Consider the following 25,218-nt stretch of genomic DNA (forward strand, 5'->3'; position numbering starts at 1 on the left):
TTACAATTTAGCAATTTACAATTTACAATCTCTTTGTCCGTTTACAATGTATATTTCCAGATGCTACTATATAACTGTTATCCGCATGGTAATTGTACATTATAAATAGTCAATTGTACTTTTAATAGTCTCTCTGCATCTCTGCAATCTTCTGTTGCAATTTCTGCATCTGCTCCTCTTGCAGCACTTTTTTGTATTCGATAGGGACTACCTGGATGAACTGGTCGGCATAGCGTGGCCAGTCATCGAGCATGGTGCGTGCCAGTTTGGAACCGGTGTACAGGTAGTGCTGGCGGATGAGCTCGTGCAGTTCCTTGCGGTAGGAGGCCTCTTCGATGAGGCTCAGTTCTACCATTTCCATGTTGCAGAAATAGTCGAAGTTGCCGTCCCGGTTCCATACGTAGGCCACACCGCCGGACATGCCTGCGGCAAAGTTGCGTCCCGTCTGTCCGAGTACTACCACGCGCCCGCCGGTCATATACTCGCAGCAGTGGTCGCCTACACCCTCCACTACGGCTGTGGCACCGGAGTTGCGGACGGCAAAGCGCTCGCCTGCACGGCCGTTGATGTAAACTTCACCGCTTGTGGCGCCATAAAGCAGGGTGTTGCCTGCAATCGTGTTTTTCTCCGCCTCGAAGTTGCTCCGTACCGGAGGCAGGACGGCGATGCGTCCGCCACTCAGACCTTTGCCCAGATAATCGTTGGCCTCGCCTTCCAGCTTGAAGTTGACACCCGGGACAAGGAATGCCCCGAAACTCTGCCCGGCGGAGCCTTTGAACTTCACGTTCAGCGTATGTTCGGGCAGCCCTTTTTCTCCGTATTTTGCGGCAATGACACCAGAGAGCATGGCACCGCAGGCACGGTCGGTATTGGCGATGGTGTACTCCAGCGAGATTTCCTTCTGGTTCTCTACGGCTTCGGCGGCGGCATGTAGCATCTCTACATCTTTCACATGGTCGATGCCATGCTGTTGGTCGGTGACGTGGCGGATGGCGGCTTCGTTGTCTACGCGTGCCAGTAGTTTGTCGAAGCTTATCAACTGATGTTTCCTGATTCCGTCATCCGGCTTGCGGACGATAAGGTCTGTGCGTCCAATGATGTCATCCAGGCGTTCCACACCGATTTCCGCCAGGTATTCGCGTACTTCCTGCGCCAGGAACGTGAAGAAGTTCACCAGATACTCGCTGCGTCCGCGGAAGCGTTTGCGCAGTTTTTCGTTCTGTGTCGCCACCCCTACGGGGCAGGTGTTCTGGTGACATTTGCGCATCATTACGCAACCCAGTACAATCAGGGCGCTGGTGGCGAAACCGAATTCTTCGGCTCCGAGCATTGCCATCAGTATGATGTCACGGCCTGTTTTGAGCTGTCCGTCCACTTGCAGCATCACTTGTCCGCGCAGGCCGTTCAGCACCAGTGTCTGCTGCGTTTCGCTCAAGCCGAGTTCGGGCGAGATGCCGGCATAGCGGATGGATGATGCAGGAGAGGCTCCCGTACCGCCCTCTGCACCCGAGATGACTATCAAATCGGCCTTTGCCTTTGCCACACCGGCGGCAATGGTGCCCACACCGCTTTCTGCCACCAGCTTCACGCTGATTTTTGCCCGTGGGTTCACGTTCTTCAGGTCGAAGATGAGCTGTGCCAGGTCTTCGATGGAGTAAATGTCGTGGTGGGGCGGGGGGGAAATCAGCGAGATGCCCGGAATGGAGTGGCGTGTCTTGGCAATCACTTCATCCACTTTGAAGCCCGGCAGCTGCCCACCTTCGCCCGGCTTGGCGCCTTGGGCAATCTTTATCTGTATTTCGTCCGCATTCACCAGATATTCTGCGGTGACACCGAAACGTCCTGAGGCCACCTGCTTGATGGCGCTGCGCAGACTGGTGCCGTCTTCGCGCGGCATGAAGCGTGCCCGGTCTTCGCCTCCTTCGCCCGTATTGCTCCGGCCATGCAGCTTGTTCATGGCAATAGCCATGGCTTCGTGGGCTTCGCGGCTGATGGAGCCGTAGGACATGGCGCCGGTGACAAAGCGCTGTACGATGTTCTCTACCGGTTCCACCCGGTCTATGCTGATAGGAGCGCGGCGGAAGTCGAGGAAATCGCGCAGGAAGATGGGAGATTCCTTGCTGTCTACCATGGCAGTGAACTCCTTGAATTTCTTATAGCTTCCCAGGCGTGTGGCAAGTTGCAGTGTGCTGATGGTTTCCGGGTTCCAGGCGTGCTTCTCACCATCCTTGCGGAAGGCATACAGTCCGCGGTTCGGCAATAGCTCCGCTTCCCCCTTCTTTTTAAGAACCTCCATCCCTTCCTTGTGGAAGGCGATGGCGTCGCGTGCCACTTCATCCAAGCGTATGCCTCCGATGCGTGAACTCAGTCCGCCAAAGTAGGCATTGCTCAACTCCTCGCTCAGTCCTACGGCCTCGAAAATTTTCGCGCCCCGGTAAGAACGGATGGTGCTGATGCCCATCTTGCTCATAATCTTGAACAAGCCTTTGCAGACGGACTTGATATATTTCTTTTCGGCAGTGGCGTAATCGAGCTGTATTTCCTTTTCGTTCACCAGTTTGTCGATGACGGCAAAAGCCATATACGGATTCAGTGCGCTGGCTCCGAAGCCCAGCAGTAGTGCGGCGTGCATCACTTCGCGGATTTCGCCGCTTTCTACAATCAGTGCCGTCTGCACCCGTTTGCCCACGGAGATAAGATGGTGGTGTACCGCCGACACGGCAAGCAGTGACGGAATGGCGGCATGGGCGGCGTCTACGTCGCGGTCGGAAAGCACGATGTAGTTCACTCCTTCGTTGACGGATTCTTCCGCCTGCTTGCAGAGGGTTGCCAATGCTTGCTGCAATCCCTGGCACCCTTTTGCCACTTCGAAGAGCAGGGGCAGTTTCACGGTCTTGAAGCCTTTGTACCGGATGTTGCAGAGAATATCCAGCTGGGCGTTGTTCAGGATGGGATGGTTCAACCTCACCATCTTGCAATGGTTTTCGCTGGGTGTCAGTATGTTCATGCCTACGGCTCCGATGTATTCGGTCAGCGACATTACCAGTTCTTCGCGTATCGGGTCGATAGGAGGGTTGGTGACTTGGGCAAACTGCTGGCGGAAATAGTTGTACAGTAGTTGCGCCTTGTCCGAGAGTACTGCCAGCGGGGTGTCATTGCCCATGGAGTTGATGGGTTCGGCACCGGTGGTACACATCGGGACAATCAGCCGTTCCACGTCTTCTTTGGAGTAGCCGAAGATGCGCAGCATGCTGTCGTAGTTCTCCACGCTATGGGAGACTTTGCGACCGCTTTTCAGTTCGTCCAGCTCGATGCGGTTGCCGGCCAGCCAAGTGCGGTATGGTTTGGCTTCGGCAAGTTGTTTCTTCAGTTCGCCGTCATAATATATTTCGCCTTTCTCGGTGTCTATAAGCAGTATCTTGCCCGGTTGCAGGCGTCCTTTTTCCTTGATGTCTCCCGGCTCGAAATCCATCACGCCGACTTCGCTGGCCACTACCATCATGCCGCCCTGCGTAATCAGGTAGCGTGCAGGGCGCAGTCCGTTCCTGTCGAGCATGCCGCCTGCATAGCGCCCGTCGCTGAAAAGCAGTGCCGCCGGTCCGTCCCACGGCTCCATCAGGATGGAGTGGTATTCATAGAAAGCTTTCAAATCTTCGCTGATGGGATTCTTTTCGTTGAAAGATTCCGGCACAAGCATGGCCATGGCGTGCGGCAGGCTCAGGCCCGACATGATGAGAAACTCGAGCACATTGTCCAGCGAGGCACTGTCGCTCATGCCCGGTTGCACGATGGGGCGTATCTCCCGGATGTCTCCCAGGGCGGGAGAGGAGAGTACACTCTCACGGGCTTCCATCCAGCCGCGGTTGCCGCGGATGGTATTGATTTCGCCGTTGTGTGCCAGCAGGCGGAAAGGCTGTGCCAGTCCCCAGGTGGGGAAAGTGTTGGTGCTGAAACGGGAGTGCACCAATGCCAGTCCGCTGGTGAAGTAGCTGTTGGTGAGGTCGGGGAAGTAGTTGCGCAACTGCAAGGAAGAGAGCATGCCCTTGTAGACGATGTTCTTCGTAGAGAGCGAGACGATGTAGAAATCCTCGCGGGTGGGGATGTCCGACTTGCGTATTCTGTTCTCTATCCTTTTCCTTATTATATAGAGTTTGCGGTCGGCGGTTTCGCTTTCCGTAAATCCGGTGATGAAAATTTGCTTGATGTCCGGTTCGTTGGCAAGAGCCGCTTCTCCCAATATTTCGGGGCAAGTGGGCACGTTGCGCAGATGCATCAGGGTCAATCTCTCCTTTTCAATCTCTTCGATAATGACGCTCAAGATGACAGCCTGGTCTTTTCCGTCTTTGGGAAGGAAAAGCAGGCCGGTGCCGTATTTTCCTTTCTCGGGAACGGGAATGCCCTGCAACAGAATGAATTCGTGCGGTATCTGCAGCATGATGCCGGCACCGTCTCCGGTTTTGTTGTCCGCCCCTTCCGCTCCACGGTGGCGCATGTTTTCCAGTACCTTCAATGCCGATTCTACCAGTTCATGTGATTTTCCTCCCTGGATATTGACCAGCATGCCTACTCCGCAGGCATCGTGCTCATGGGATGCCTCATACAAGCCCAACTGTTTGGGCTGTCGCTGGTAATCCTCTGCTTTTGTTTTGTTGTTAAAAAGTTCTTGTTTCATGATTATAAGCTTTCTTTATTGCTGTATAATATTGTTTGTGGTTTCAAAATGTTCGGCAAATATATGGTATTAATTGCAAAATGCTAATATGTATTCCTGCCTTCTTTCTTGCAAAATTCCTGCGATAGAAGATGAAGTTATGAATTGATAGAAAACACCCTCTGTTTTCTTTTAATCCTAAATCAAAATCAGACGGTTTGATTTGGATTTATAAATTAAGCCTTTTGCTTTTAAAATAATACTTTCTTTAACTTTTTGATGTAAAAACAACTTTTTTCTATTCTTTTGATAAATAAATAGTGGAAAGATTAACTTTATGTTCTTAAGAATATGTATATTTGCAACGCAAAATCAAATACTGATACATTATGTGTGGAATAGTAGGCTATATAGGTCAAAGGAAAGCCTACCCCATTCTTATCAAGGGTCTGAAGCGGTTGGAGTACCGTGGATATGATAGTGCGGGGGTAGCATTAATCAGTGATAACCGACAGTTGAACGTGTACAAAGCGAAAGGTAGGGTTTCGGAACTTGAAACTTTCGTTGCTCAAAAAGATATTTCCGGTAGCATTGGTATTGCACATACACGTTGGGCCACTCATGGAGAACCTTGTTCCGTCAATGCCCATCCCCATTATTCCTCTTCCGAACGCCTCGCCCTCATCCATAACGGCATTATTGAAAACTACGCCGTCCTTAAAGAAAAACTTCAAGCCAAAGGTTATGTATTTAAAAGCAGCACTGATACCGAGGTGCTGGTACAGCTCATTGAATACATTCAGGTGACAAACCATATTGACCTGCTGACGGCGGTGCAACTTGCCTTGCAGGAAGTGATTGGGGCGTATGCCATTGCGGTGCTCGACAAGGACAATCCGGATGGGATAATCGCTGCACGCAAGAGCAGTCCGCTGGTGGTGGGCATCGGTGAAGGAGAGTTTTTCCTGGCTTCGGATGCCACGCCGATTGTGGAATACACGGATAAGGTGGTGTATCTGGAAGACGAAGAGATTGCCCTCATCCGTCGGGGAGAGAAGCTGAAGGTTGTTAACCTGAAGAATGTGGAATGTCCGCACGAGGTAAAGACGGTAGCGCTCAATCTCGGCCAGCTGGAGAAGGGCGGTTATCCGCACTTCATGCTGAAGGAAATCTTCGAACAGCCCGGCTGCATTCACGACTGCATGCGCGGGCGTATCAATGTGGAGGGTACGAACGTGGTTCTTTCTGCAGTGATTGATTATAAGGAACGTCTGCTGGCGGCCAAACGCTTCGTCATCGTGGCATGCGGTACGTCATGGCATGCCGCCCTCATCGGCAAGCATTTGATTGAAAGCTTCTGCCGTATTCCGGTGGAGGTGGAGTATGCCAGTGAGTTCCGTTACCGCGACCCGGTGATTGACAGCAACGATGTGGTGATTGCCATCTCGCAAAGCGGTGAAACGGCCGATACGCTGGCTGCCGTGGAGCTTGCCAGAAACCGTGGGGCATTTATATACGGCATCTGCAATGCCGTCGGTTCCAGCATTCCCCGTGCCACGCACACGGGTTCCTATATCCACGTGGGACCGGAAATAGGGGTGGCATCCACCAAAGCCTTCACCGGGCAGGTAACGGTGCTTACCATGCTGGCCCTGACACTTGCCAAAGAGAAAAAGACGATGGACGAAGGGCAATACCTGGCAATTGTCAAGGAATTGGGACATATCCCCGACAAGATGAAGGAGGTCTTGAAACTGAACGACCGTATAGCGGAACTTTCCAAGATATTCACCTATGCACACAACTTTATCTATCTGGGACGCGGATACAGTTATCCCGTAGCCTTGGAAGGCGCCTTGAAGTTGAAGGAGATTTCGTATATCCATGCCGAGGGCTATCCTGCCGCCGAAATGAAGCACGGCCCCATTGCCCTGGTGGATGCCGAAATGCCGGTAGTGGTCATTGCCACCCGGAATGGGCTTTATGAAAAGGTGCTGAGCAATATCCAGGAAATAAAGGCGCGTAAAGGCAGGGTTATCGCCATTGTGACAAAGGGAGATACGGTCATCAGTAAAATAGCCGACACTTGCATCGAGCTTCCCGAAACAATGGAGTGCCTTGATCCGTTAATAACTACGGTACCTCTGCAATTACTTGCCTATCACATTGCCGTGTGCAAGGGAATGGATGTGGACCAGCCGAGGAATCTTGCGAAGTCGGTGACTGTAGAATGAGGACATGTACAATTTACCATTTACAATGTACAATGGGGCTGCGCTTGGGAGGGGTAAATGTAAATGGTAATTGTATGCTATAATAAGGAAAAGAAAATTGTACACTTAAAATTGTACATTGTAAATGGTAAATTGTAAATAAATAGATGGAACAACTGAAGCATGAATGCGGCGTTGCCATGATACGCCTGCTGAAACCGCTGGAGTACTATGAAGAGAAGTACGGAACATGGATGTACGGACTCAACAAGCTCTATCTCCTGATGGAGAAACAACACAACCGTGGGCAGGAAGGTGCCGGACTGGCCTGCGTGAAACTGGAAGCCAGTCCCGGCGAGGAATATATGTTCCGTGAGCGTGCTCTCGGCTCGGGCGCCATTACCGAAATTTTCGGTACGGTGCAGGGCCACTTCAAGGACTTGACCAAGGAACAGCTGCACGATGCGGACTATGCCAAGCGTGTGCTGCCCTTTGCAGGGGAGGTCTATATGGGACACCTGCGTTACTCCACTACCGGAAAGTCCGGCATCTCGTACGTGCACCCGTTCCTCCGGAGAAACAACTGGCGTGCCAAGAATCTTGCCCTCTGCGGCAATTTCAACATGACGAATGTGGATGAAATCTTCGCACGCATTACCGCCATCGGCCAGCATCCGCGCAAATATGCCGATACCTACATCATGCTGGAGCAGTTGGGACATCGCCTCGACCGCGAAGTGGAGCGCCTCTTCAACCTTGCCGAAGCGGAAGGGCTGGCAGGCATGGACATCACCCGTTATATAGAAAACCACATCGACCTTGCCAACGTGCTGCGCACTTCGAGCAAGGAGTGGGACGGGGGATACGTGATGTGCGGACTTACCGGCAGCGGAGAGACTTTCGCCGTACGCGACCCATGGGGCATCCGTACAGCCTTCTGGTATCAGGACGACGAGATAGCGGTGCTTGCCAGCGAACGTCCCGTGATACAGACAGCCCTTAATGTTCCTGTCGAATCCATCAAGGAGCTGCAACCCGGACAAGCCATGTTTATCAACAAGGCCGGCAAGGTGCGCACCGTGCAAATCAACAAGCCGCGCGAGGTGAAACCTTGTTCCTTCGAGCGCATCTACTTCAGCCGGGGCAGTGATGTGGACATTTACCGGGAACGTAAACTGCTGGGTGAGAAACTTGTACCCAACATATTGAAAGCCATCGACAACGATGTGGACCATACCGTCTTCTCCTTCATCCCCAATACGGCGGAAGTCGCCTTCTACGGTATGTTGCAGGGATTGGACGACTACCTCAACGAGGAGAAGGTGCAGCAGATTGCCGCCTTGGGGCATAGTCCCAGCCACGACGAACTGGAGCATATCTTGTCGCGGCGCATACGGAGCGAGAAAGTGGCAATCAAGGACATCAAGCTGCGTACCTTTATTGCCGAAGGAAACAGCCGGAACGACCTTGCCGCCCATGTGTACGACATCACTTATGGAAGCCTTGTCCCGGGAGTGGATAATCTGGTCATCATCGACGACTCGATAGTGCGTGGAACCACCCTGAAGCAGAGCATCATCGGCATCCTTGACCGTCTGGAGCCAAAGAAGATAGTCATTGTAAGCTCTTCACCGCAGGTACGCTATCCCGACTACTATGGCATCGATATGGCTAAGATGAGCGAATTCATCGCCTTCAAGGCTGCTGTGGAACTGCTGAAGGAGCGTGAGATGCGCGATGTGATTGCCGCCGCCTACCGCAAGTCCAAGGAGCAGGTAGGCCTGCCCAAAGAGCAGATGGTGAATTACGTGAAGGAGATTTATGCTCCTTTCACTGATGAGGAAATCTCTGCCAAGATGGTGGAGCTTCTTACTCCGAAAGGGACGAAAGCCAAAGTGCAGATTGTCTACCAGCCTCTCGAGGGGCTGCATGAGGCCTGCCCCAAGCATCCGGGTGACTGGTACTTCAGCGGCGATTATCCTACGCCGGGTGGTGTGAAGCTGCTGAACAAGGCATTTATTGATTATATAGAACAAGTTTATCAATTTTAATTGAATCAATGAGAAATGTAACTCTAATCCTCGACGACGGGAGCCGCTTCCACGGCAAGTCGTTCGGCTTTGAAAAACCGGTAGCGGGAGAGGTGGTCTTCAACACAGCCATGACGGGTTATCCCGAAAGCCTGACCGACCCTTCGTATGCCGGACAGCTGATGACGCTCACCTATCCGTTGGTGGGCAATTACGGTGTGCCGCCTTTTACTCTCGAACCGAATGGGCTTGCCACTTTTATGGAGAGCGAGCATATCCATGCCGAAGCCATTATTGTAAGCGATTATAGCGAAAATTATAGCCATTGGAATGCGGTGGAAAGCCTCGGTGACTGGCTGAAACGCGAACAGATTCCGGGCATCACGGGCATCGATACCCGCGAACTGACAAAGGTGCTTCGCGAGCATGGGGTGATGATGGGACGTATCGCCTTTGATGATGAATCGGATGAAATGCCTGAGGCCTCTTATGCCGATGTGAATTATGTGGATAAAGTTAGCTGCAAGGAGGTTATCCGTTACAACGAAGGAACCGGTAAGAAGAAAGTGCTCCTTGTGGATTGCGGCGTCAAGCATAACATCATCCGCTGCCTGCTGAAACGTGACGTGGAAGTGATTCGCGTTCCCTGGGACTATGATTATACTGGGATGGAGTTCGACGGGTTGTTCATCTCCAACGGCCCTGGCGACCCCGATACCTGCGATGCTGCCGTGCAGCATATCCGCAAGACAATGCAGAACGAGAAACTGCCCATCTTCGGCATCTGTATGGGAAACCAGTTGCTTTCCAAAGCTGGGGGCGCCAAGATATACAAATTGAAATACGGCCACCGCAGCCATAACCAACCGGTGCGTATGGTGGGTACGGAACGTTGCTTCATCACCTCACAGAATCATGGGTATGCCGTAGACAACAACACGCTGACAGAAGACTGGGAACCGCTTTTCATCAATATGAACGATGGTTCTAATGAAGGAATCCGCCACAAACGCAATCCCTGGTTCTCCGCACAGTTTCATCCCGAAGCTGCCAGCGGGCCGACGGATACGGAGTTTCTTTTTGATGACTTTGTGAAGTTGCTTTAGTAAGAGAATTTTATCAAGAATGATTGCGTTTATAATCTCTTGATAATCAGTATGTAAAAGACGGTATAATGAGTCCCATACTGAATGTCATTCAGTCCCAGAGTGAATACCTTTCAGTCCTATACTGAATGCCATTCAATTAGTGACTGATTGTGTAAGGTAAGAGAAAGATAAGGTTTTATTACTACTATTACATTTTTAATAAACAGATATGCAAATGAAAGAAAACAATATAAAGAAAGTCCTGCTGCTCGGTTCCGGCGCACTGAAAATCGGTGAGGCAGGAGAATTTGACTACTCCGGTTCGCAGGCGCTCAAGGCATTGAAGGAGGAAGGCATCTACACGGTTCTCATCAATCCGAACATTGCCACGGTACAGACCTCGGAAGGAGTTGCCGACCAGATTTACTTCCTGCCCGTCACTCCTTACTTCGTGGAGAAGGTGATAGAGAAGGAGCGCCCGGACGGCATCATGCTTGCTTTTGGTGGGCAGACGGCACTGAACTGCGGTGTTTCCCTCTATAAAGACAAGATTTTCGAGAAGTACGGCGTGACGGTTCTCGGCACTCCCGTGCAGGCCATCATTGACACGGAGGACCGTGAAATCTTTGTGCAGAAACTGAATGAGATTGATGTGAAGACCATCAAGAGCGAAGCCGTGGAGAATGCCGCCGATGCCCGTCGCGCAGCCCGGGAACTGGGATATCCGGTCATTGTCCGTGCCGCATACGCGCTTGGCGGACTGGGTTCGGGCTTCTGCGACAATGAAGAAGAGCTGAATGTGCTGGTGGAGAAAGCCTTCTCCTTCTCCCCGCAGGTGCTGGTGGAGAAATCGCTGAAGGGATGGAAGGAAGTGGAATACGAGGTGGTGCGCGACCGCTTCGACAACTGCATCACGGTCTGCAACATGGAGAACTTCGACCCCCTGGGCATCCATACAGGTGAGTCCATCGTTATTGCCCCGTCACAGACGTTGAGCAATACGGACTATCATAAATTGCGTGAACTCGCTATCCGCATTATCCGTCACATCGGCATTGTGGGAGAGTGTAACGTGCAGTATGCCTACGACCCGATGAGCGAGGACTACCGGGTAATCGAGGTAAATGCACGCTTGAGCCGTTCGTCTGCACTTGCCTCTAAAGCAACGGGTTATCCGTTGGCATTTGTAGCGGCAAAACTCGGCTTGGGCTATGGCTTGTTCGACTTGAACAACTCTGTGACAAAGACCACAAGCGCTTTCTTCGAACCCGCCCTGGACTATGTGGTCTGCAAGATACCGCGTTGGGATTTGGGCAAGTTCCACGGGGTGGACAAAGAGCTGGGTTCGAGCATGAAGTCGGTAGGCGAGGTGATGGCTATCGGCCGTACTTTCGAGGAAGCCATCCAGAAGGGGCTTCGCATGATAGGCCAGGGCATGCACGGCTTCGTAGAGAACAAGGAACTGGTGATTGCCGATTTGGACAAGGCTCTGCGCGAACCGACGGACAAGCGTATCTTTGTCATCTCCAAAGCCTTCCGTGCCGGGTATACGGTGGACCAGGTGCACGAATTGACCAAGATAGACCGTTGGTTCCTGGAGAAGTTGATGAACATCATGGATACCAGCAGGGAACTGCACTCTTTTATGGCTGATGGAGAGTTGCCAATGATTCCCGTGGACTTATTGCGTAAAGCCAAAGTACAAGGCTTCTCTGATTTCCAGATAGCCCGTGCCCTCGGCTTGGAACAAGCAATGGACGGCGAAGAAGCCATCCTTGCCGTCCGCAATTTCCGCAAGAGTGCAGGCATTCTGCCCGTAGTGAAGCAGATAGATACCCTTGCCGCCGAATATCCCGCACAGACCAACTATCTCTACCTGACGTATAGCGGCACGGCAAATGATGTCCGTTACCTCGGCGACCGCAAGTCCATTGTCGTATTGGGCTCCGGCGCCTACCGCATCGGTTCTTCCGTAGAGTTCGACTGGTGCGGCGTGCAGGCCCTGAACACCATCCGCCAGGAAGGCTACCGCAGTGTCATGATAAACTACAACCCCGAAACCGTGTCTACGGACTATGACATGTGCGACCGTCTTTACTTCGACGAGCTCACCTTCGAGCGCGTGATGGATATTCTCGAACTGGAGAATCCCCACGGGGTGATTGTCTCTACCGGTGGTCAGATACCGAATAACCTTGCCCTGCGCCTCGATGCGCAGAAGGTACCTATTCTCGGCACAAGCGCCAGGAGCATCGACAATGCCGAGGACCGTGACAAGTTCTCCGCCATGCTCGACCGCATTGGTGTAGACCAACCCGAATGGCGGGCGCTGACCTCCCTGGAGGACATCAACGCCTTTGTGGATAAGGTGGGCTTCCCGGTATTGGTCCGTCCTTCCTACGTATTGTCCGGCGCTGCGATGAACGTCTGTTCCAACCGGGAGGAGCTGGAACGCTTCCTGAAGCTGGCGGCGAATGTCAGCAAGAAACATCCCGTAGTGGTGAGCCAGTTCATCGAGCATGCCAAGGAGGTGGAGATGGATGCTGTGGCGCAAGATGGAGAGATTATCGCGTACGCCATCAGTGAGCATATCGAGTTTGCCGGAGTGCATTCCGGTGACGCCACTATCCAGTTCCCGCCACAAAAGTTGTATGTGGAGACGGTGCGCCGCATCAAGCGCATCAGCCGCGAGATTGCCCGTGAGCTGAACATCTCCGGTCCGTTCAATATCCAGTATCTGGCACGCGAGAACGACATCAAGGTGATTGAGTGCAACCTCCGTGCCAGCCGTTCGTTCCCGTTTGTCAGCAAGGTGCTGAAGATAAACCTTATTGAACTTGCCACGAAGGTGATGCTCGGCATTCCGGTACAGAAGCCGGACAAGAATCTGTTCGATTTGGATTACGTAGGCATCAAGGCGAGCCAGTTCTCCTTCAACCGTCTGCAGAAGGCCGACCCGGTACTGGGTGTGGATATGGCAAGCACGGGCGAGGTGGGTTGCATCGGCAGCGATACTTCCTGCGCCATTCTCAAGGCGATGCTCTCCGTGGGATATCGTATTCCAGAGAAAAATATCCTGCTTTCTACCGGTACTCCGAAGCAGAAAGTGGACATGCTTTCTGCCGCGCGTATGCTTCAGAAGAAGGGGTATAAGATATTTGCCACGGGTGGTTCCAGCAATTTCCTTACGGAGAACGGTGTGGAGAATACGCGCGTCTACTGGCCCAGCGAACCCGAACGCCAGCCGCAGGCACTCGACATGCTGCACCGCAAGGAGATAGACATGGTGGTCAATATTCCGAAGAACCTCACCGCAGGCGAGTTGGATAACGGCTACAAGATACGCCGTGCCGCCATCGACCTCAATATTCCGTTGATAACGAATGCCCGTCTGGCAAGTGCGTTCATCAATGCATTCTGCACGATGACGCCGGATGATTTGGCTATCAAGTCGTGGGCGGAGTACAAATGATGATTTAATTTGCTATCTTTGCTGAAAACTAAGTTCGATGGAAACAATTTTGACCCAATACTATCAATCTCCTTATGGCGAGTTGCTCCTCGGCTCTTTCGGCGATAAACTCTGCCTATGCGACTGGATGCTGAACGAGAAACGTAGAGTAACCGTTGATAAGCGCATACGGCAGGCACTGCATGCCGATTATGAGGAAGGCACTTCGGAAGTTATTTCGCGGGCAATCATCCAGTTGGATGAGTATTTTGCCTGTAAGCGGACCATATTCGATGTTCCACTGCTTGCAGTCGGAACAGAATTCCAGCGGACGGTGTGGCAGGAGTTGCAGAACATCCCTTACGGAAAAACAGTGTCCTACGGCGAGCTTTCACGAAAGCTGGGCAATCCGAAAGCCGTACGCGCGGTGGCGGCTGCCAATGGGGCAAATGCCCTCTCCATACTCATCCCCTGCCATCGTGTGGTGGGCAGCAATCATACGCTGATAGGCTATGCCGGTGGACTGGCAGCCAAACAAGGGATGCTGGCATTGGAAGCGGACTCTTGCGACGGACCGTCAGGCTCCCGTATAGGACAGCTGTTTTGAGGTCAGGTTTGTTTCTGGTATTCCGCCGGTGTCATCCCCGTCATACGTTTGAAGAACTTCGAGAAGAACGACGGATTGGGAAAGTTCAGTTCGTCTGATATTTGAAACACCAGTAGATTACTGTGTTTCAGCAATACTTTGGCTTCGAGGATAACTGCTTGATTAATCCATTGCATCACGGTTTGTCCGCTTGTTTCACGTATCACCGAGCTCAGATAGTGCGGTGTCAGGCATAGTTTGTCGGCATAGAAGTTGACGCTGCGTTCGTGCTTGCTGTGTTGGTTCACCAAAGCGATGAAGCGGCGGAATAGCTCTTCCTGGCGTGAAAGGCGTGACGGAGTTGACTTGCATGTGTGCTCGTGGATATACTTAAGGTTATAGAGAAGTGAGACAATCAAGTGCTGTACAGCTCCGCGGCGGTAGGGCAAACAATGTAGTATATTCCACAATAAAGAGAAGAAGCTGCTGATGTGTGCCCATTCCTCGTTGTTGCATGAAAGGCGGATTCCGTTTCGTGTATAAGCTTCCGAAAGAATGGAATTCTGTAGTACGGGCAGAAAATTGGCAGTGGGCATGATGACTTGGAATTCGTAGTCGGGACTGACTTCCGATATTTCTATCAGCGAATTGTCAGGGATGATAATAATATCGTGGGCTGTAGCTTCATATTCGATAAGATTGATGGAGATTCGGCCCTTACCTTGCATGATGCGTACAATCCTTCCTTCTTTGGCACGATAAGGTTGCTGGGTGCGGAATAGCCTGAATCCCATTGCTTGAAAACTGATGACCATTCCCAAATCGTCGTTTATAAATCTGTATTCGGAATGTTCTATAAAATCCGGATTGTTGCGGATGTCCTCGAATGCGACGCTTATCGGTTTGTTCTTTTCCATATCTTTCCCTTTATGAATAATGTATATTTCCACCGCAAAGATAATAAAGTGTTCCTATTATTTGTCTTTTTCTACGAAATGTCGTACTATTAGAACATCTTTGCGCACAAATGGATTGTAAGGTTATAGGGTTATGCCTTTATCTTTGCATGTGTATAGAACAAAACCATGTAGAATAAACAAGAAACAGAATGGATATGAAACGAACCGTTTTCTTTTTTACCCTTTCTCTTGCCGCCATGCTGGCACATGCCCAGCTCACGTTGGAGGAGTGCCAGCGACGGGCGCAAGACAATTATCCGTTGGTCAGGCAATACGGACTGATAGAAAAGGCACGCGGGTACGACCTCTCCAATGCCGGAAAAGGTTACCTGCCCCAGTTCTCCCTGTCCGGCAAGGCCACGTACCAGAGTGACATCACCCGGCTGCCGGTCGAAATCCCGAATCTCGACATCGAGCCTGTTCCGAAAGACCAATATCAGGTGATGCTCGAAGTGCAGCAGGTCCTCTGGGATGGTGGGGATATACGTTCCAGAAAACGATTGACGCGTGCCGCCTCGGAAGTGGAACTGGAAAAACAGCATGTAGACATGTATGCCTTGACTGACCGGGTGAACCAGCTCTTTTTCGGCATCCTGCTGTTGGACGAACAGCTGAAACTGAACAGCCTCTTGCAAGAAGATTTAGGAAGAACCCACAAGCAGGTAGCCGACTATATAGCCAATGGCATCGCCACCCTGAGCGACCTGGATGCAGTCAGCGTAGAGCAACTGAACACCAGGCAGCACCGTGTGGAATTGGAGACCACCCGCCGTGCATACCTCAGCATGCTTGCTGCCTTTACGGGCAAGGATCTCTCTTCCGAAACGGTTTTATTGAAACCGGCTGCCGAAGAAAACATAGACCGGCAGATGAACAACCGCCCCGAACTTCGTTGGTACGATGCGCAGGGAGAGCAACTCCACCAGCAGGAGGCAGCCTTGAACACCCGGTTGATGCCGCGTTTCGGCCTTTTTGTACAAGGGGCATACGGCAATCCGGGGTTGAATATGCTGAAAGATGAATTCAACGCCTATTACATGGCGGGGGTGCGCATGTCCTGGAATTTCGGCAGTCTGTATACGTTGAAGAACGACCGCCGCAGGATAGACAATACCCGCCAACAGATAGAGACCGGCCGGGATGTGTTCCTTTTCAACATTCGCCTGCAGGCTACGCAGCAGGATGCGGGCATTGTATCCATGCGCCGCCAGATGGCGGATGATGACGAGATTATCCGTCTGCGTGGGAATATCCGCCGTGCAGCCGAGGCCAAGGTACAGAACGGGACAATGACCGTGACCGATATGCTGCGGGAGATTACCAACGAAAGTATGGCACGACAGACCAAGGCATTGCATGAGGTGCAGTTGCTGATGAACATCTGGCAGCTGAAATATACGCTGAACAATTAATGACTATAATCCGTAATTTATAACTTGAAATAGTATGAAATCATTGAAATTATTTCCTTTTTTATTTCTCCTTGCCGCCTGTACCGGCGGTACTCCGAAATATGATGCGACGGGAACGTTCGAGGCTACCGAAGTCATCGTTTCTGCCGAGGCGTCTGGAAAACTGCTGAGTTTCGACATCGAGGAAGGCACGACACTGATAGACGGGCAGGAAGTAGGCATTATAGATACCGTCCAACTCTATCTGAAGAAACTCCAGTTGGAGGCCAGTGTCAAGTCCGTGGAAGGCCAGCGGCCTGATATCCTGAAGCAAGTAGCCGCCACTCAGGAACAGATTGTGCAGGCACGGCGCGAGCGCGACCGTGTGTCCAACCTGCTCCGTGTGGGTGCCGCCAACCAGAAGCAACTGGATGATGCCGAGTCCCTTCTCGAAGTCCTCCGCAAGCAGCTCGACGCACAGAACTCCACCCTGCGCAACAGTGACCGGAGCCTGACGTGGCAAAGTTCCTCTGTCGGCATCCAGGTGGCGCAGATAGAAGACCAGTTGCGCAAATGCCACATCACCTCTCCGCTGACGGGAACCGTCCTTGCCCAATATGCCGAAGCCGGAGAACTGGCTGCTCCCGGCACCCCTCTTTTCAAAGTGGCGGATATGGAGCAGATTTACCTCCGTGCCTACATCACCTCCGAGCAGCTTGCCGAAATCAAGCTGGGGCAGCAAGTGAAGGTTTATGCGGATTATGGAAAGGAAGTGCGGAAAGAATACCCCGGCATCGTCACCTGGATTTCCGATACGTCCGAATTCACTCCAAAAACTATCCTGACGAAAGACGAGCGCGCCAATCTGGTCTATGCCGTAAAGATTGCCGTGAAGAATGACGGGATGCTGAAAATAGGAATGTATGGAGGCTGTAACTTTAACTAATATCTCCAAGCGTTACGGCAGCGTGGAAGCCCTGCGGGGTGTCTCTCTGTCAGTGGCTCCCGGTGAGCTTTTCGGCATCATCGGGCCGGACGGTGCGGGCAAGACATCGCTTTTCCGCATCCTCACCACTTTGCTGCTTGCCGACGGAGGCTCGGCTTCGGTCTGCGGTCTGGATGTGGTGAAGGACTACAAAGCCATCCGCAGGCGGGTGGGGTATATGCCCGGACGCTTCTCCCTCTATCCGGACTTGACGGTGGAGGAGAATCTCAATTTCTTCGCCACCGTCTTCCACACCACCATCGAGGAGAATTATGATTTGGTGCGCGACATTTACCGGCAGATAGAACCTTTCCGCAAGCGCCGCGCCGGAGCGTTGTCCGGCGGCATGAAGCAGAAACTCGCCCTTAGCTGTGCCCTTATCCATAAACCGGATGTCCTCTTTCTGGACGAACCCACTACGGGCGTCGACCCCGTGTCCCGCAAGGAATTCTGGGGAATGCTTCGCCGACTGAAGGAGCAGGGTATCACCATCATTGCTTCCACCCCCATCATCGACGAAGCGCGCCAATGCGACCGCATCGCCTTCATCAACGAAGGAGAGATAAAAGGCATCGATACCCCCGACCGTATCCTGACACGCTTTGCGGGCATCCTCTGCCCTCCGGGCTTGCAGCACGAACGGGTGGAAAACCACGAAAACAAGGTGATTGAAGTGGAAGGGTTGACCAAGCGGTTCGGTAATTTCACCGCTGTAGACCACATCTCCTTCCAAGTCCATCGGGGCGAGATTTTCGGTTTCCTGGGAGCCAACGGGGCAGGCAAGACCACCGCCATGCGCATGCTTACGGGACTTAGCCGCCCCACCGGCGGCAAGGCATGTGTGGCAGGTTTCGATGTGGCTTCCCAACCCGAAGAAGTGAAGAAGAACATCGGCTACATGAGCCAGAAATTTTCCCTTTACGAAGACCTCAAGGTGTGGGAGAATATCCGCCTCTTTGCCGGTATCTACGGCATCCCCGAAGCGGAGATTGCCCCCAAGACGGATGAGCTGCTCCTCCGCCTCGGGCTGGAAAAGGAACGGGATACACTGGTGAAAAGCCTTCCGCTGGGCTGGAAGCAGAAGCTGGCCTTCTCCGTCTCCATCTTCCACCGTCCCAAGATTGTCTTTCTGGATGAGCCTACGGGTGGGGTGGACCCTGCCACGCGCCGCCAGTTCTGGGAGCTGATTTACCAGGCTGCCGACGAGGGCATCACCGTCTTTGTCACCACCCACTTTATGGACGAGGCGGAGTATTGCGACCGCATCTCCATCATGGTAGACGGCGTCATCCGTGCACTCGACACTCCCGGGGAGCTGAAACGGCAGTTCAATGCCACTACGATGGACGATGTATTCCAACAACTGGCTCGTCAAGCTGTGCGAACCGCCGACTGAAAATCCGTGAAATCCGCATTATCCGAGCCTAAATATAAATATAGACAATGAAACAATTCATATCTTTCATCCGAAAAGAGTTCTTCCATATCTTCCGCGACCGGCGCACGATGCTGATTCTGCTGGGCATGCCCATCGTGCAGATAATCCTTTTCGGTTTTGCCATCACCACCGAGGTGAAGAACGTGCGTGTGGCGGTGCTCGACCCGTCGAATGACGTAGTTACCCGCCGTATCATCGACCGCATGGATGCAAGCGAATACTTCACCGTCATCCGCCGCCTGCATTCTCCCGCCGATATGGAGGCTTCTTTCGGAAGAGGGGAGATTGACATGGCGCTTGTTTTCAGCGAGCGTTTCTCGGACAAGCTTTATACCGGCGAGGCGCGCGTGCAGCTTGTCTCCGACGCCACAGACCCCAATATGGCGACTATGCAGGCAGGCTATGCCGCAAACATCATCTCCTCTGCCGGGCAGGAGATGCTTCTGCCGGGAGTGCATGCCGCTGCCATCGTACCCCAGCTCAAGCTGCTGTACAATCCGCAGATGAAGAGTGCCTACAACTTCGTGCCGGGTGTCATGGGGCTTATTCTGATGCTGATTTGCGCCATGATGACCTCCATCTCCATTGTGCGCGAGAAGGAGACGGGGACGATGGAGGTCCTGCTGGTTTCTCCCGTCAAACCGCTTTTCATCATTCTGGCAAAGGCGGTGCCCTATTTTGTGCTGTCGTTTGTCAACTTGACCACCATTCTTCTGCTTTCGGTCTATGTGCTCGATGTTCCCGTGGCGGGCAGCTTGTTCTGGCTGGTGGTGGTGTCGCTGCTATTCATCTTTGTCTCCCTGGCGCTGGGGCTGCTGATTTCTACGGTCACCCGGACGCAGGTTGCCGCCATGCTGGTGTCCGGACTGATGCTGATGATGCCCACCATGTTGCTTTCGGGCATGATATTCCCCATTGAGAGTATGCCCGTTATCCTGCAGGCCATTTCAGCTGTGCTTCCTGCACGCTGGTATATCCAGGCGGTGCGTAAGCTGATGATTGAGGGAGTGGATGTTTCGCTTGTGCTGATGGAGGTCGGCATACTTGCCACGATGGCGGTATTGCTGATAACGGTGAGTTTCAAGAAATTCAAGCATCGGCTTGAGTAAAGAGCGGATATGAATTTTATATTAATTATTCAGGCAGAAGAACATAAGGACAAAAGGATACGGGAAATCTGTTCTTTTGTTCTTATGTCTAAAATCTTTAAAATATCGTCTTATGATAAAGTTTCTCATTGAAAAGGAATTCAAGCAGTTGTTCCGCAACTCCTTCCTGCCCAAGCTGATTTTCATTTTCCCGTGCATGATTATGATACTGATGCCCTGGGCCGCCAATCTGGAGATAAAGAACATCAATCTGAATATAGTGGACAATGACCACAGCGTCTTGTCTCGCCGTCTGGTAGATAAAATCGGTGCATCCACTTATTTCTGCCTGACAGCGCTTCCCGATACATACGATGAGGCTTTGCTGGCCATTGAAGCAGGTTCGGCAGATGTCGTGCTGGAGATTCCCCGTGATTTCGAAAAGGATTGGGTGAAGGGAGAGGCGCCTCGTCTGCTGGTGGCGGCCAATGCCGTGAACGGCACGAAGGGCAGTCTGGGAGGATCCTACTTGTCTTCCATCATCAGTGACTATACCCGTGAACTGGGTTCGGAGTCGTCTTCGCAAGGGCTTGCCGGGAAGCCGCTTCCCCGGGTGGACATCACTACGCAGAACCTTTACAACCCCACGCTGAACTACAAGCTTTTCATGATTCCTGCCCTCATGGTGATGCTGCTGACGCTGATTTGCGGTTTTCTCCCTGCCCTCAATGTGGTGGGCGAGAAGGAGGTGGGCACCATCGAGCAGATAAATGTCACCCCCGTCGGCAAGTTCACTTTCATTGCCGCCAAGCTGATACCTTACTGGCTGATAGGTTTTGTGGTGCTGACCATCTGTTTCGTTCTGGCATGGGTACTTTACGGCATTCTGCCGGCGGGACATTTCCTCACTATCTACGGCATGGCGCTGTTTTTTCTACCGATGGTGTCGGGGTTCGGGCTGGTCATATCCAATCATTCGACCACGTTGCAGCAGGCCATGTTTGTCATGTGGTTCTTCATGCTTATCCTTATTCTGATGAGTGGTCTTTTCACCCCTATCCACAGTATGCCTGAGTGGGCGCAATGGATTACGTGCATCAATCCGCTACGCTATTTTGTGGAGGTGATGCGTACCATCTATCTCCGTGGCGGCGGATTTGCCGAACTGCTTCCGCAACTGGGAGCCGTGTTGGTCTTTGCATTGGTCTTCAATCTGTGGGCGGTAAAAAGTTATAAGAAAAGTAGTTAACTGATTTTTCTTTATTATTATCCTATTTGGCTCTCTTTTTTGAAGAAGGGCTACACCATTTGCCTTGGATAGCTACACCCTTTTGTGTTTAAGGCTACACCATGAGAAGGAAAAGGTGTAGCCCTTTTATTATGGATAATAAAAGCTGTTTTTTGTGCGGAAAAAAAGGTGCAAGTAGTGATATGTATCTAATGATAAAGACAACTGTTATACTTGTCAATTAATTGATAGAGTTTATATGATATCTATCAGTTCCCTTATTGGAAAAAACTCTTATCTTTGCACGCGAATAAATAAATATCTTATACCAAAATGAATACACGAACTACTTATCTTGCCTCGAAACCGCATTATGAGATTCTTGACGGACTTCGTGGCGTGGCGGCTGTCATGGTTATTATCTTCCATCTTTTTGAAGCACATGCAGGTGGCAGCCATCTTACTCAAATTATCAATCATGGTTATCTGGCAGTGGATTTCTTCTTCATGCTTTCCGGTTTTGTTATCGGCTATGCTTATGATGACCGTTGGAACCGGATGACCGTGGGCACTTTCTTCAAACGCCGTATCATCCGCCTGCATCCTATGGTGATTATGGGAAGCATTGTGGGCGCTGCCTTTTTCTATTTTCAGGAGTCGTCTTGTTTTCCGCCTATCGAGAATACGTCCATCGGAACAATGCTGCTGGTGATGTTGCTGGGCTGTACCTTGCTTCCTCTTCCGCTGAAGTTCGACATTCGCGGCTGGACGGAAATGCATCCGTTGAATGGCCCGGCATGGTCGCTCTATTATGAATATATCGGTAATATCCTGTATGCGTTGTTTGTACGCAAGTTCAATAAGGTGGCCCTGTCGGTGCTGGTATTTGTGGCAGGGTGTTTTACGGTATACCGTTGTCTGACTGCTCCTGCCGGCGATATTGTGGGTGGTTGGGCCTTGAACTGGGAACAGCAGTATGTGGGTATGGTCCGGCTGATGTATCCGTTCTTCGGCGGATTGCTTCTGTCACGCCTCGGCTGGCTGATACGGCTTGAAAAGCGTGCTTTCTGGTGGTGCAGCCTGCTGATTGTGGTGGTTCTTTCCATTCCCCGTATCGGAGGTGAGGATGGTTACTGGATGAACGGGCTTTACGAGGCTTTCTGTATTATCTGCATCTTCCCGGTCATTGTTTCGATGGGAGCCGGCGGCAAGGTGACCGGTAAGCGCTCTACTGCCGTATGCAAGTTCCTGGGAGATATTTCCTATCCGATTTATATCACCCATTATCCGCTGGTATACACTTATACAGCTTGGGTATGCAACAATAACGCTACAATGGCAGAAGGTATCCCTTATATGATACTTACTTTCGTGGGAGCTGTTGTCCTTGCTTATGCTTGTTTGAAACTGTACGACGAACCGGTGCGCAAGTGGCTGACAGACCGTTTTCTGAAAGGGAAGAAGAAATAGTTCCGTATGGCTATGGATATAAAAAATCTCCCGCTGCATTATCTTGTGCAGCGGGAGATTTTCTTTTTAATGGCCGGGCGTTATTTTACGTCGATGAATTTCTTGGCCTTTTCTTTTTCTGCTTCTGTAAACTTAGGCAATGTAATGTTCAGCACGCCGTTTTCTACATGGGCGCCAATCTTTTCCTTGTCTACATCGTCCGGAAGAATCATGGTTTGCTGGAACTTGGTGTATGAGAATTCACGGCGCAAGTAGCGGCCTTCCTTCTTTTCGTCCTTGTTGTTCTCTTCCTTGCTTTCTGTTTTCTTTTCCATGCTGATGACCAGATTGTTTTCTTCATCGATGTGAACGTTGAAGTCTTCTTTTGTCATACCGGGAGCAGCCAATTCAACTTTGTACTCTTTTGCTGTTTCGAATACGTTGATGGCAGGGGCGGTGGCATTTGCTTTTACCATCCAATCATTGTCAAAGAAATCATTAAAAATACTCGGTAACCAATTTTGGTTTCTTCTTACAGGCATCATAGTTATAGTCTCCTATTGTTTAAGTTAAACATGCTGTTTAGTTTTGAACTCCGGTTCTTTGTCTTCGGGTGTCTGCCTTTTGGGTTTTCACCGTCCGTTTCTTGAACCGTCGTTCGCTAACAATATCGCAAACCTTATGCCAACCGGTTTTTACTGACTTTATTGACTATTTGTCATTGAAGAACTGACTTATTTGCTTGTTTAATGCCATTTTGCTATCTTATTTATTTAAAATTGATAGATTTTCAGACTAATTTAAAACGCATTCTCCAACGCTTGGCTTCTTCGTTCCAATCGTGACTGATGATTTTGAAGGTTCCGATTTCTGATGTATTCTCCACATGTACTCCGATGCAGAGGCATTCGTCGTAATCGCCTACTTTCACGACACGTACCGTTTCCGAAGCACCATCGGGCAGGCGTTCCAAGTCGAAACGTCCTTGCGCTTCCTCTTGCGTAATGAATTCTGTTGTGATGGGCAGCTGTCGGGCGATTATCTCGTTTACGGCCTCTTCCAGCTTCTTTATTTCTTCTTCCGTGGGGCAGGCGGCAAGACGGTAGTCCAGCTTGCTTTTCTTCCGTTCTATGTGTGCTGATATGGAGCGGCCGCAACCGAATAACCTTATCATGGTTTGGTTGATGATGTGCTCCGTTGTATGCATAGGAGGGTACTCCTGCTTGTTGTGGTCATTGAGATGAGGTTGTTGTTCCATGTATAATTTCAATAGTTGATATATAATTTGATATTTTATCGTTTGAGGTTGGCCAGCACTTCTTCTTTCAGGATGCTGTATATATGTATGTCTGTATATTCTCCAGAAGCCAGCAGTTCTCCGCAACGTTCTGTTCCCTCATGGATGAAACCGAGGCGAACCGGTACTGCGTTGCTGGCTGCATTGCCCACGGCACAGCGAATTTGTATCCGCTTTATCTCTTTTTCTTGTACGGCCCACAGACACAGCTTGCGGACACTTTCAGTAATGATGCCCCGATGCTGGTATTCCGGCAGTAGCCAATAGCCGAGTTCTGTACGGTGGTTGTCGAAATCGGAGAAATGGAAACCTATCAGTCCGCAGATTTCATGTTGTTGGTTCCAAATACCGAATATTGGCTCATTTCGTTCGGCAGGAGTAGATAATACCTGACGTAAAAAAGCTTCTTCATCAGCTGTTGTGCGCATATTATCCACAAATGGCAGCCATGTTCTTAAGTAGTCCCGGTGTGTGTCGATGGCATGGTAGATGGCTGCGGCATCTTCTATTCTGATTTCCTGCAGATAAATGTCCGGAAGGATGGGGAAGGAAATGGGAGAGGAGAGGATATGTACGTCTCTTGATTGGGAAAGCTGTATCCTTTCCTTGATTTTTCCCCAGGCATGTGTATTGAACAGACAGCTTTCGCGCATGGTGTGATACATCTCCTTGAACCGGGACATGGGGATAGTGAAGCTCAATAAGTCCGCTTCGAAGTATGGGCGGACGGAGGGGTCGAAGAATCCCAGGAAAGTGCGTTTCCCTTGTTTCCGGTTTTCAATGATGGTTTGGGTAATGACGGAGCAACAGCCGGAGCCGAATGGGGCTGCCACGGCATCCGATGCATTGTTGTCGAAGAAGGTCCATGTCGCCAGTCCGGATAGAATGTCGGGAGTTGGCAGGAACAGCAGTCCTTCCACTTCATCAAAGGAAGGTATCTTGTCTATGCGGGCAAAATGCAGATAGGCTTTGTCAGTTCTGGAAATCTGTAGCTCATTGACAAAATCTACCACCATTTCGGGAGTCTTCTTGTATTTCTCTTTCAAGGAGACAAAACCCGGGACGCGCTCGGGCATTTCTGTAAATCCGGTATAGAACTTGCCTCCTCCGCAGGTGATTGTTTCGTTGCTGAGACTGACGGTTTTGCCGTCTCTGACTTGTTTCATGCATTTGAAGAGACAACCGGTTACTTTCTCTGTAGATGCCTCCATTCGGTCTGAATACCAAAAGGCGATGGGGAGTTCGGTATGTTGGCCGAAAGCTTCCTGATAATTGGCTATAAATGTGTGTATATCCATGATGCTCGGATGATATTTATGATATGGTCTTTCTTTGGATTTTCCGTAAAGGTAATTCAATATTTT

Annotated in this window: 16 protein-coding genes; 11 read left to right on the top strand and 5 right to left on the bottom strand. The window is 51.1% G+C overall.

All coding sequences use genetic code 11. The features are described 5' to 3' along the window. Positions 1-121 precede the first annotated feature (121 nt). The gene (gene gltB / locus DWX62_RS10520; RefSeq protein WP_120172820.1) at positions 122-4,672 is read right to left on the bottom strand and encodes a glutamate synthase large subunit; all 4,551 of its coding nucleotides are present in this window, start codon (positions 4,670-4,672) and stop codon (positions 122-124) included. A 368-nt stretch (positions 4,673-5,040) separates the two neighbouring features. Between gltB and glmS the strand changes: the two genes are divergently transcribed. The 5 genes from glmS (at position 5,041) to DWX62_RS10545 (ending at position 14,040) form a co-directional block, all read left to right on the top strand. Then, positions 5,041-6,885 carry a glutamine--fructose-6-phosphate transaminase (isomerizing) gene (glmS, locus tag DWX62_RS10525; RefSeq protein ID WP_120172821.1) on the top strand — a complete coding sequence of 615 codons (1,845 nt, stop codon included), beginning with the start codon at positions 5,041-5,043 and terminating at the stop codon, positions 6,883-6,885. A 146-nt stretch (positions 6,886-7,031) separates the two neighbouring features. Further along, positions 7,032-8,915 (top strand): amidophosphoribosyltransferase, encoded by a 1,884-nt coding sequence (locus tag DWX62_RS10530; RefSeq protein WP_005837255.1) that lies wholly within the window; start codon positions 7,032-7,034, stop codon positions 8,913-8,915. Between the two features lie 8 nt (positions 8,916-8,923). After that, positions 8,924-10,000 (top strand): glutamine-hydrolyzing carbamoyl-phosphate synthase small subunit, encoded by a 1,077-nt coding sequence (carA, locus tag DWX62_RS10535; protein ID WP_005827621.1) that lies wholly within the window; start codon positions 8,924-8,926, stop codon positions 9,998-10,000. A 217-nt stretch (positions 10,001-10,217) separates the two neighbouring features. Continuing rightward, positions 10,218-13,454 (top strand): carbamoyl-phosphate synthase (glutamine-hydrolyzing) large subunit, encoded by a 3,237-nt coding sequence (gene carB, locus DWX62_RS10540; protein WP_034529837.1) that lies wholly within the window; start codon positions 10,218-10,220, stop codon positions 13,452-13,454. 37 nt (positions 13,455-13,491) lie between these two features. Next, positions 13,492-14,040, top strand: a complete 549-nt coding sequence (locus DWX62_RS10545; protein WP_120027157.1) for a methylated-DNA--[protein]-cysteine S-methyltransferase — start codon at positions 13,492-13,494, stop codon at positions 14,038-14,040. Between the two features lie 2 nt (positions 14,041-14,042). Here the strand turns inward: DWX62_RS10545 and DWX62_RS10550 are convergent, their stop codons facing one another. Beyond that, positions 14,043-14,936 (bottom strand): helix-turn-helix transcriptional regulator, encoded by an 894-nt coding sequence (locus tag DWX62_RS10550; RefSeq protein ID WP_005837252.1) that lies wholly within the window; start codon positions 14,934-14,936, stop codon positions 14,043-14,045. Between the two features lie 191 nt (positions 14,937-15,127). Between DWX62_RS10550 and DWX62_RS10555 the strand changes: the two genes are divergently transcribed. From DWX62_RS10555 to DWX62_RS10580, 6 genes are all read left to right on the top strand, one after another. Beyond that, positions 15,128-16,390, top strand: coding sequence for a TolC family protein (locus DWX62_RS10555; protein ID WP_120027158.1), 1,263 nt, complete (start codon positions 15,128-15,130; stop codon positions 16,388-16,390). Between the two features lie 34 nt (positions 16,391-16,424). Then, positions 16,425-17,315: an HlyD family efflux transporter periplasmic adaptor subunit gene (locus DWX62_RS10560; RefSeq protein ID WP_005827632.1), complete on the top strand. Its 891-nt coding sequence runs from the start codon at positions 16,425-16,427 to the stop codon at positions 17,313-17,315. Further along, entirely contained in the window at positions 17,293-18,750 is a 1,458-nt protein-coding gene (locus DWX62_RS10565) for an ATP-binding cassette domain-containing protein (protein ID WP_016273870.1), read from the top strand. The genes DWX62_RS10560 and DWX62_RS10565 overlap by 23 nt, the downstream gene beginning before the upstream one ends. Before the next feature lie 47 nt (positions 18,751-18,797). Next, positions 18,798-19,901 carry an ABC transporter permease gene (locus tag DWX62_RS10570; protein WP_008664442.1) on the top strand — a complete coding sequence of 368 codons (1,104 nt, stop codon included), beginning with the start codon at positions 18,798-18,800 and terminating at the stop codon, positions 19,899-19,901. A 112-nt stretch (positions 19,902-20,013) separates the two neighbouring features. Then, positions 20,014-21,129, top strand: a complete 1,116-nt coding sequence (locus DWX62_RS10575; protein ID WP_120172822.1) for an ABC transporter permease — start codon at positions 20,014-20,016, stop codon at positions 21,127-21,129. Positions 21,130-21,441: 312 nt separating this feature from the next. Then, entirely contained in the window at positions 21,442-22,578 is a 1,137-nt protein-coding gene (locus tag DWX62_RS10580; protein ID WP_057097884.1) for an acyltransferase, read from the top strand. 80 nt (positions 22,579-22,658) lie between these two features. On the opposite strand, the gene DWX62_RS10585 is transcribed toward DWX62_RS10580, so the two are convergent. The 3 genes from DWX62_RS10585 to DWX62_RS10595 form a co-directional block, all read right to left on the bottom strand. Continuing rightward, positions 22,659-23,102 (bottom strand): Hsp20/alpha crystallin family protein, encoded by a 444-nt coding sequence (locus tag DWX62_RS10585; protein ID WP_005827646.1) that lies wholly within the window; start codon positions 23,100-23,102, stop codon positions 22,659-22,661. A gap of 245 nt (positions 23,103-23,347) precedes the next feature. Next, entirely contained in the window at positions 23,348-23,815 is a 468-nt protein-coding gene (locus DWX62_RS10590; protein WP_120172823.1) for a hypothetical protein, read from the bottom strand. A 35-nt stretch (positions 23,816-23,850) separates the two neighbouring features. Continuing rightward, complete coding sequence (locus DWX62_RS10595; RefSeq protein ID WP_120172839.1) at positions 23,851-25,152, bottom strand: GNAT family N-acetyltransferase; 1,302 nt, start codon at positions 25,150-25,152, stop codon at positions 23,851-23,853. Positions 25,153-25,218 lie beyond the last annotated feature (66 nt).

The organism is Bacteroides sp. AF20-13LB (assembly GCF_003603065.1).
GTDB lineage: Bacteria > Bacteroidota > Bacteroidia > Bacteroidales > Bacteroidaceae > Bacteroides > Bacteroides uniformis.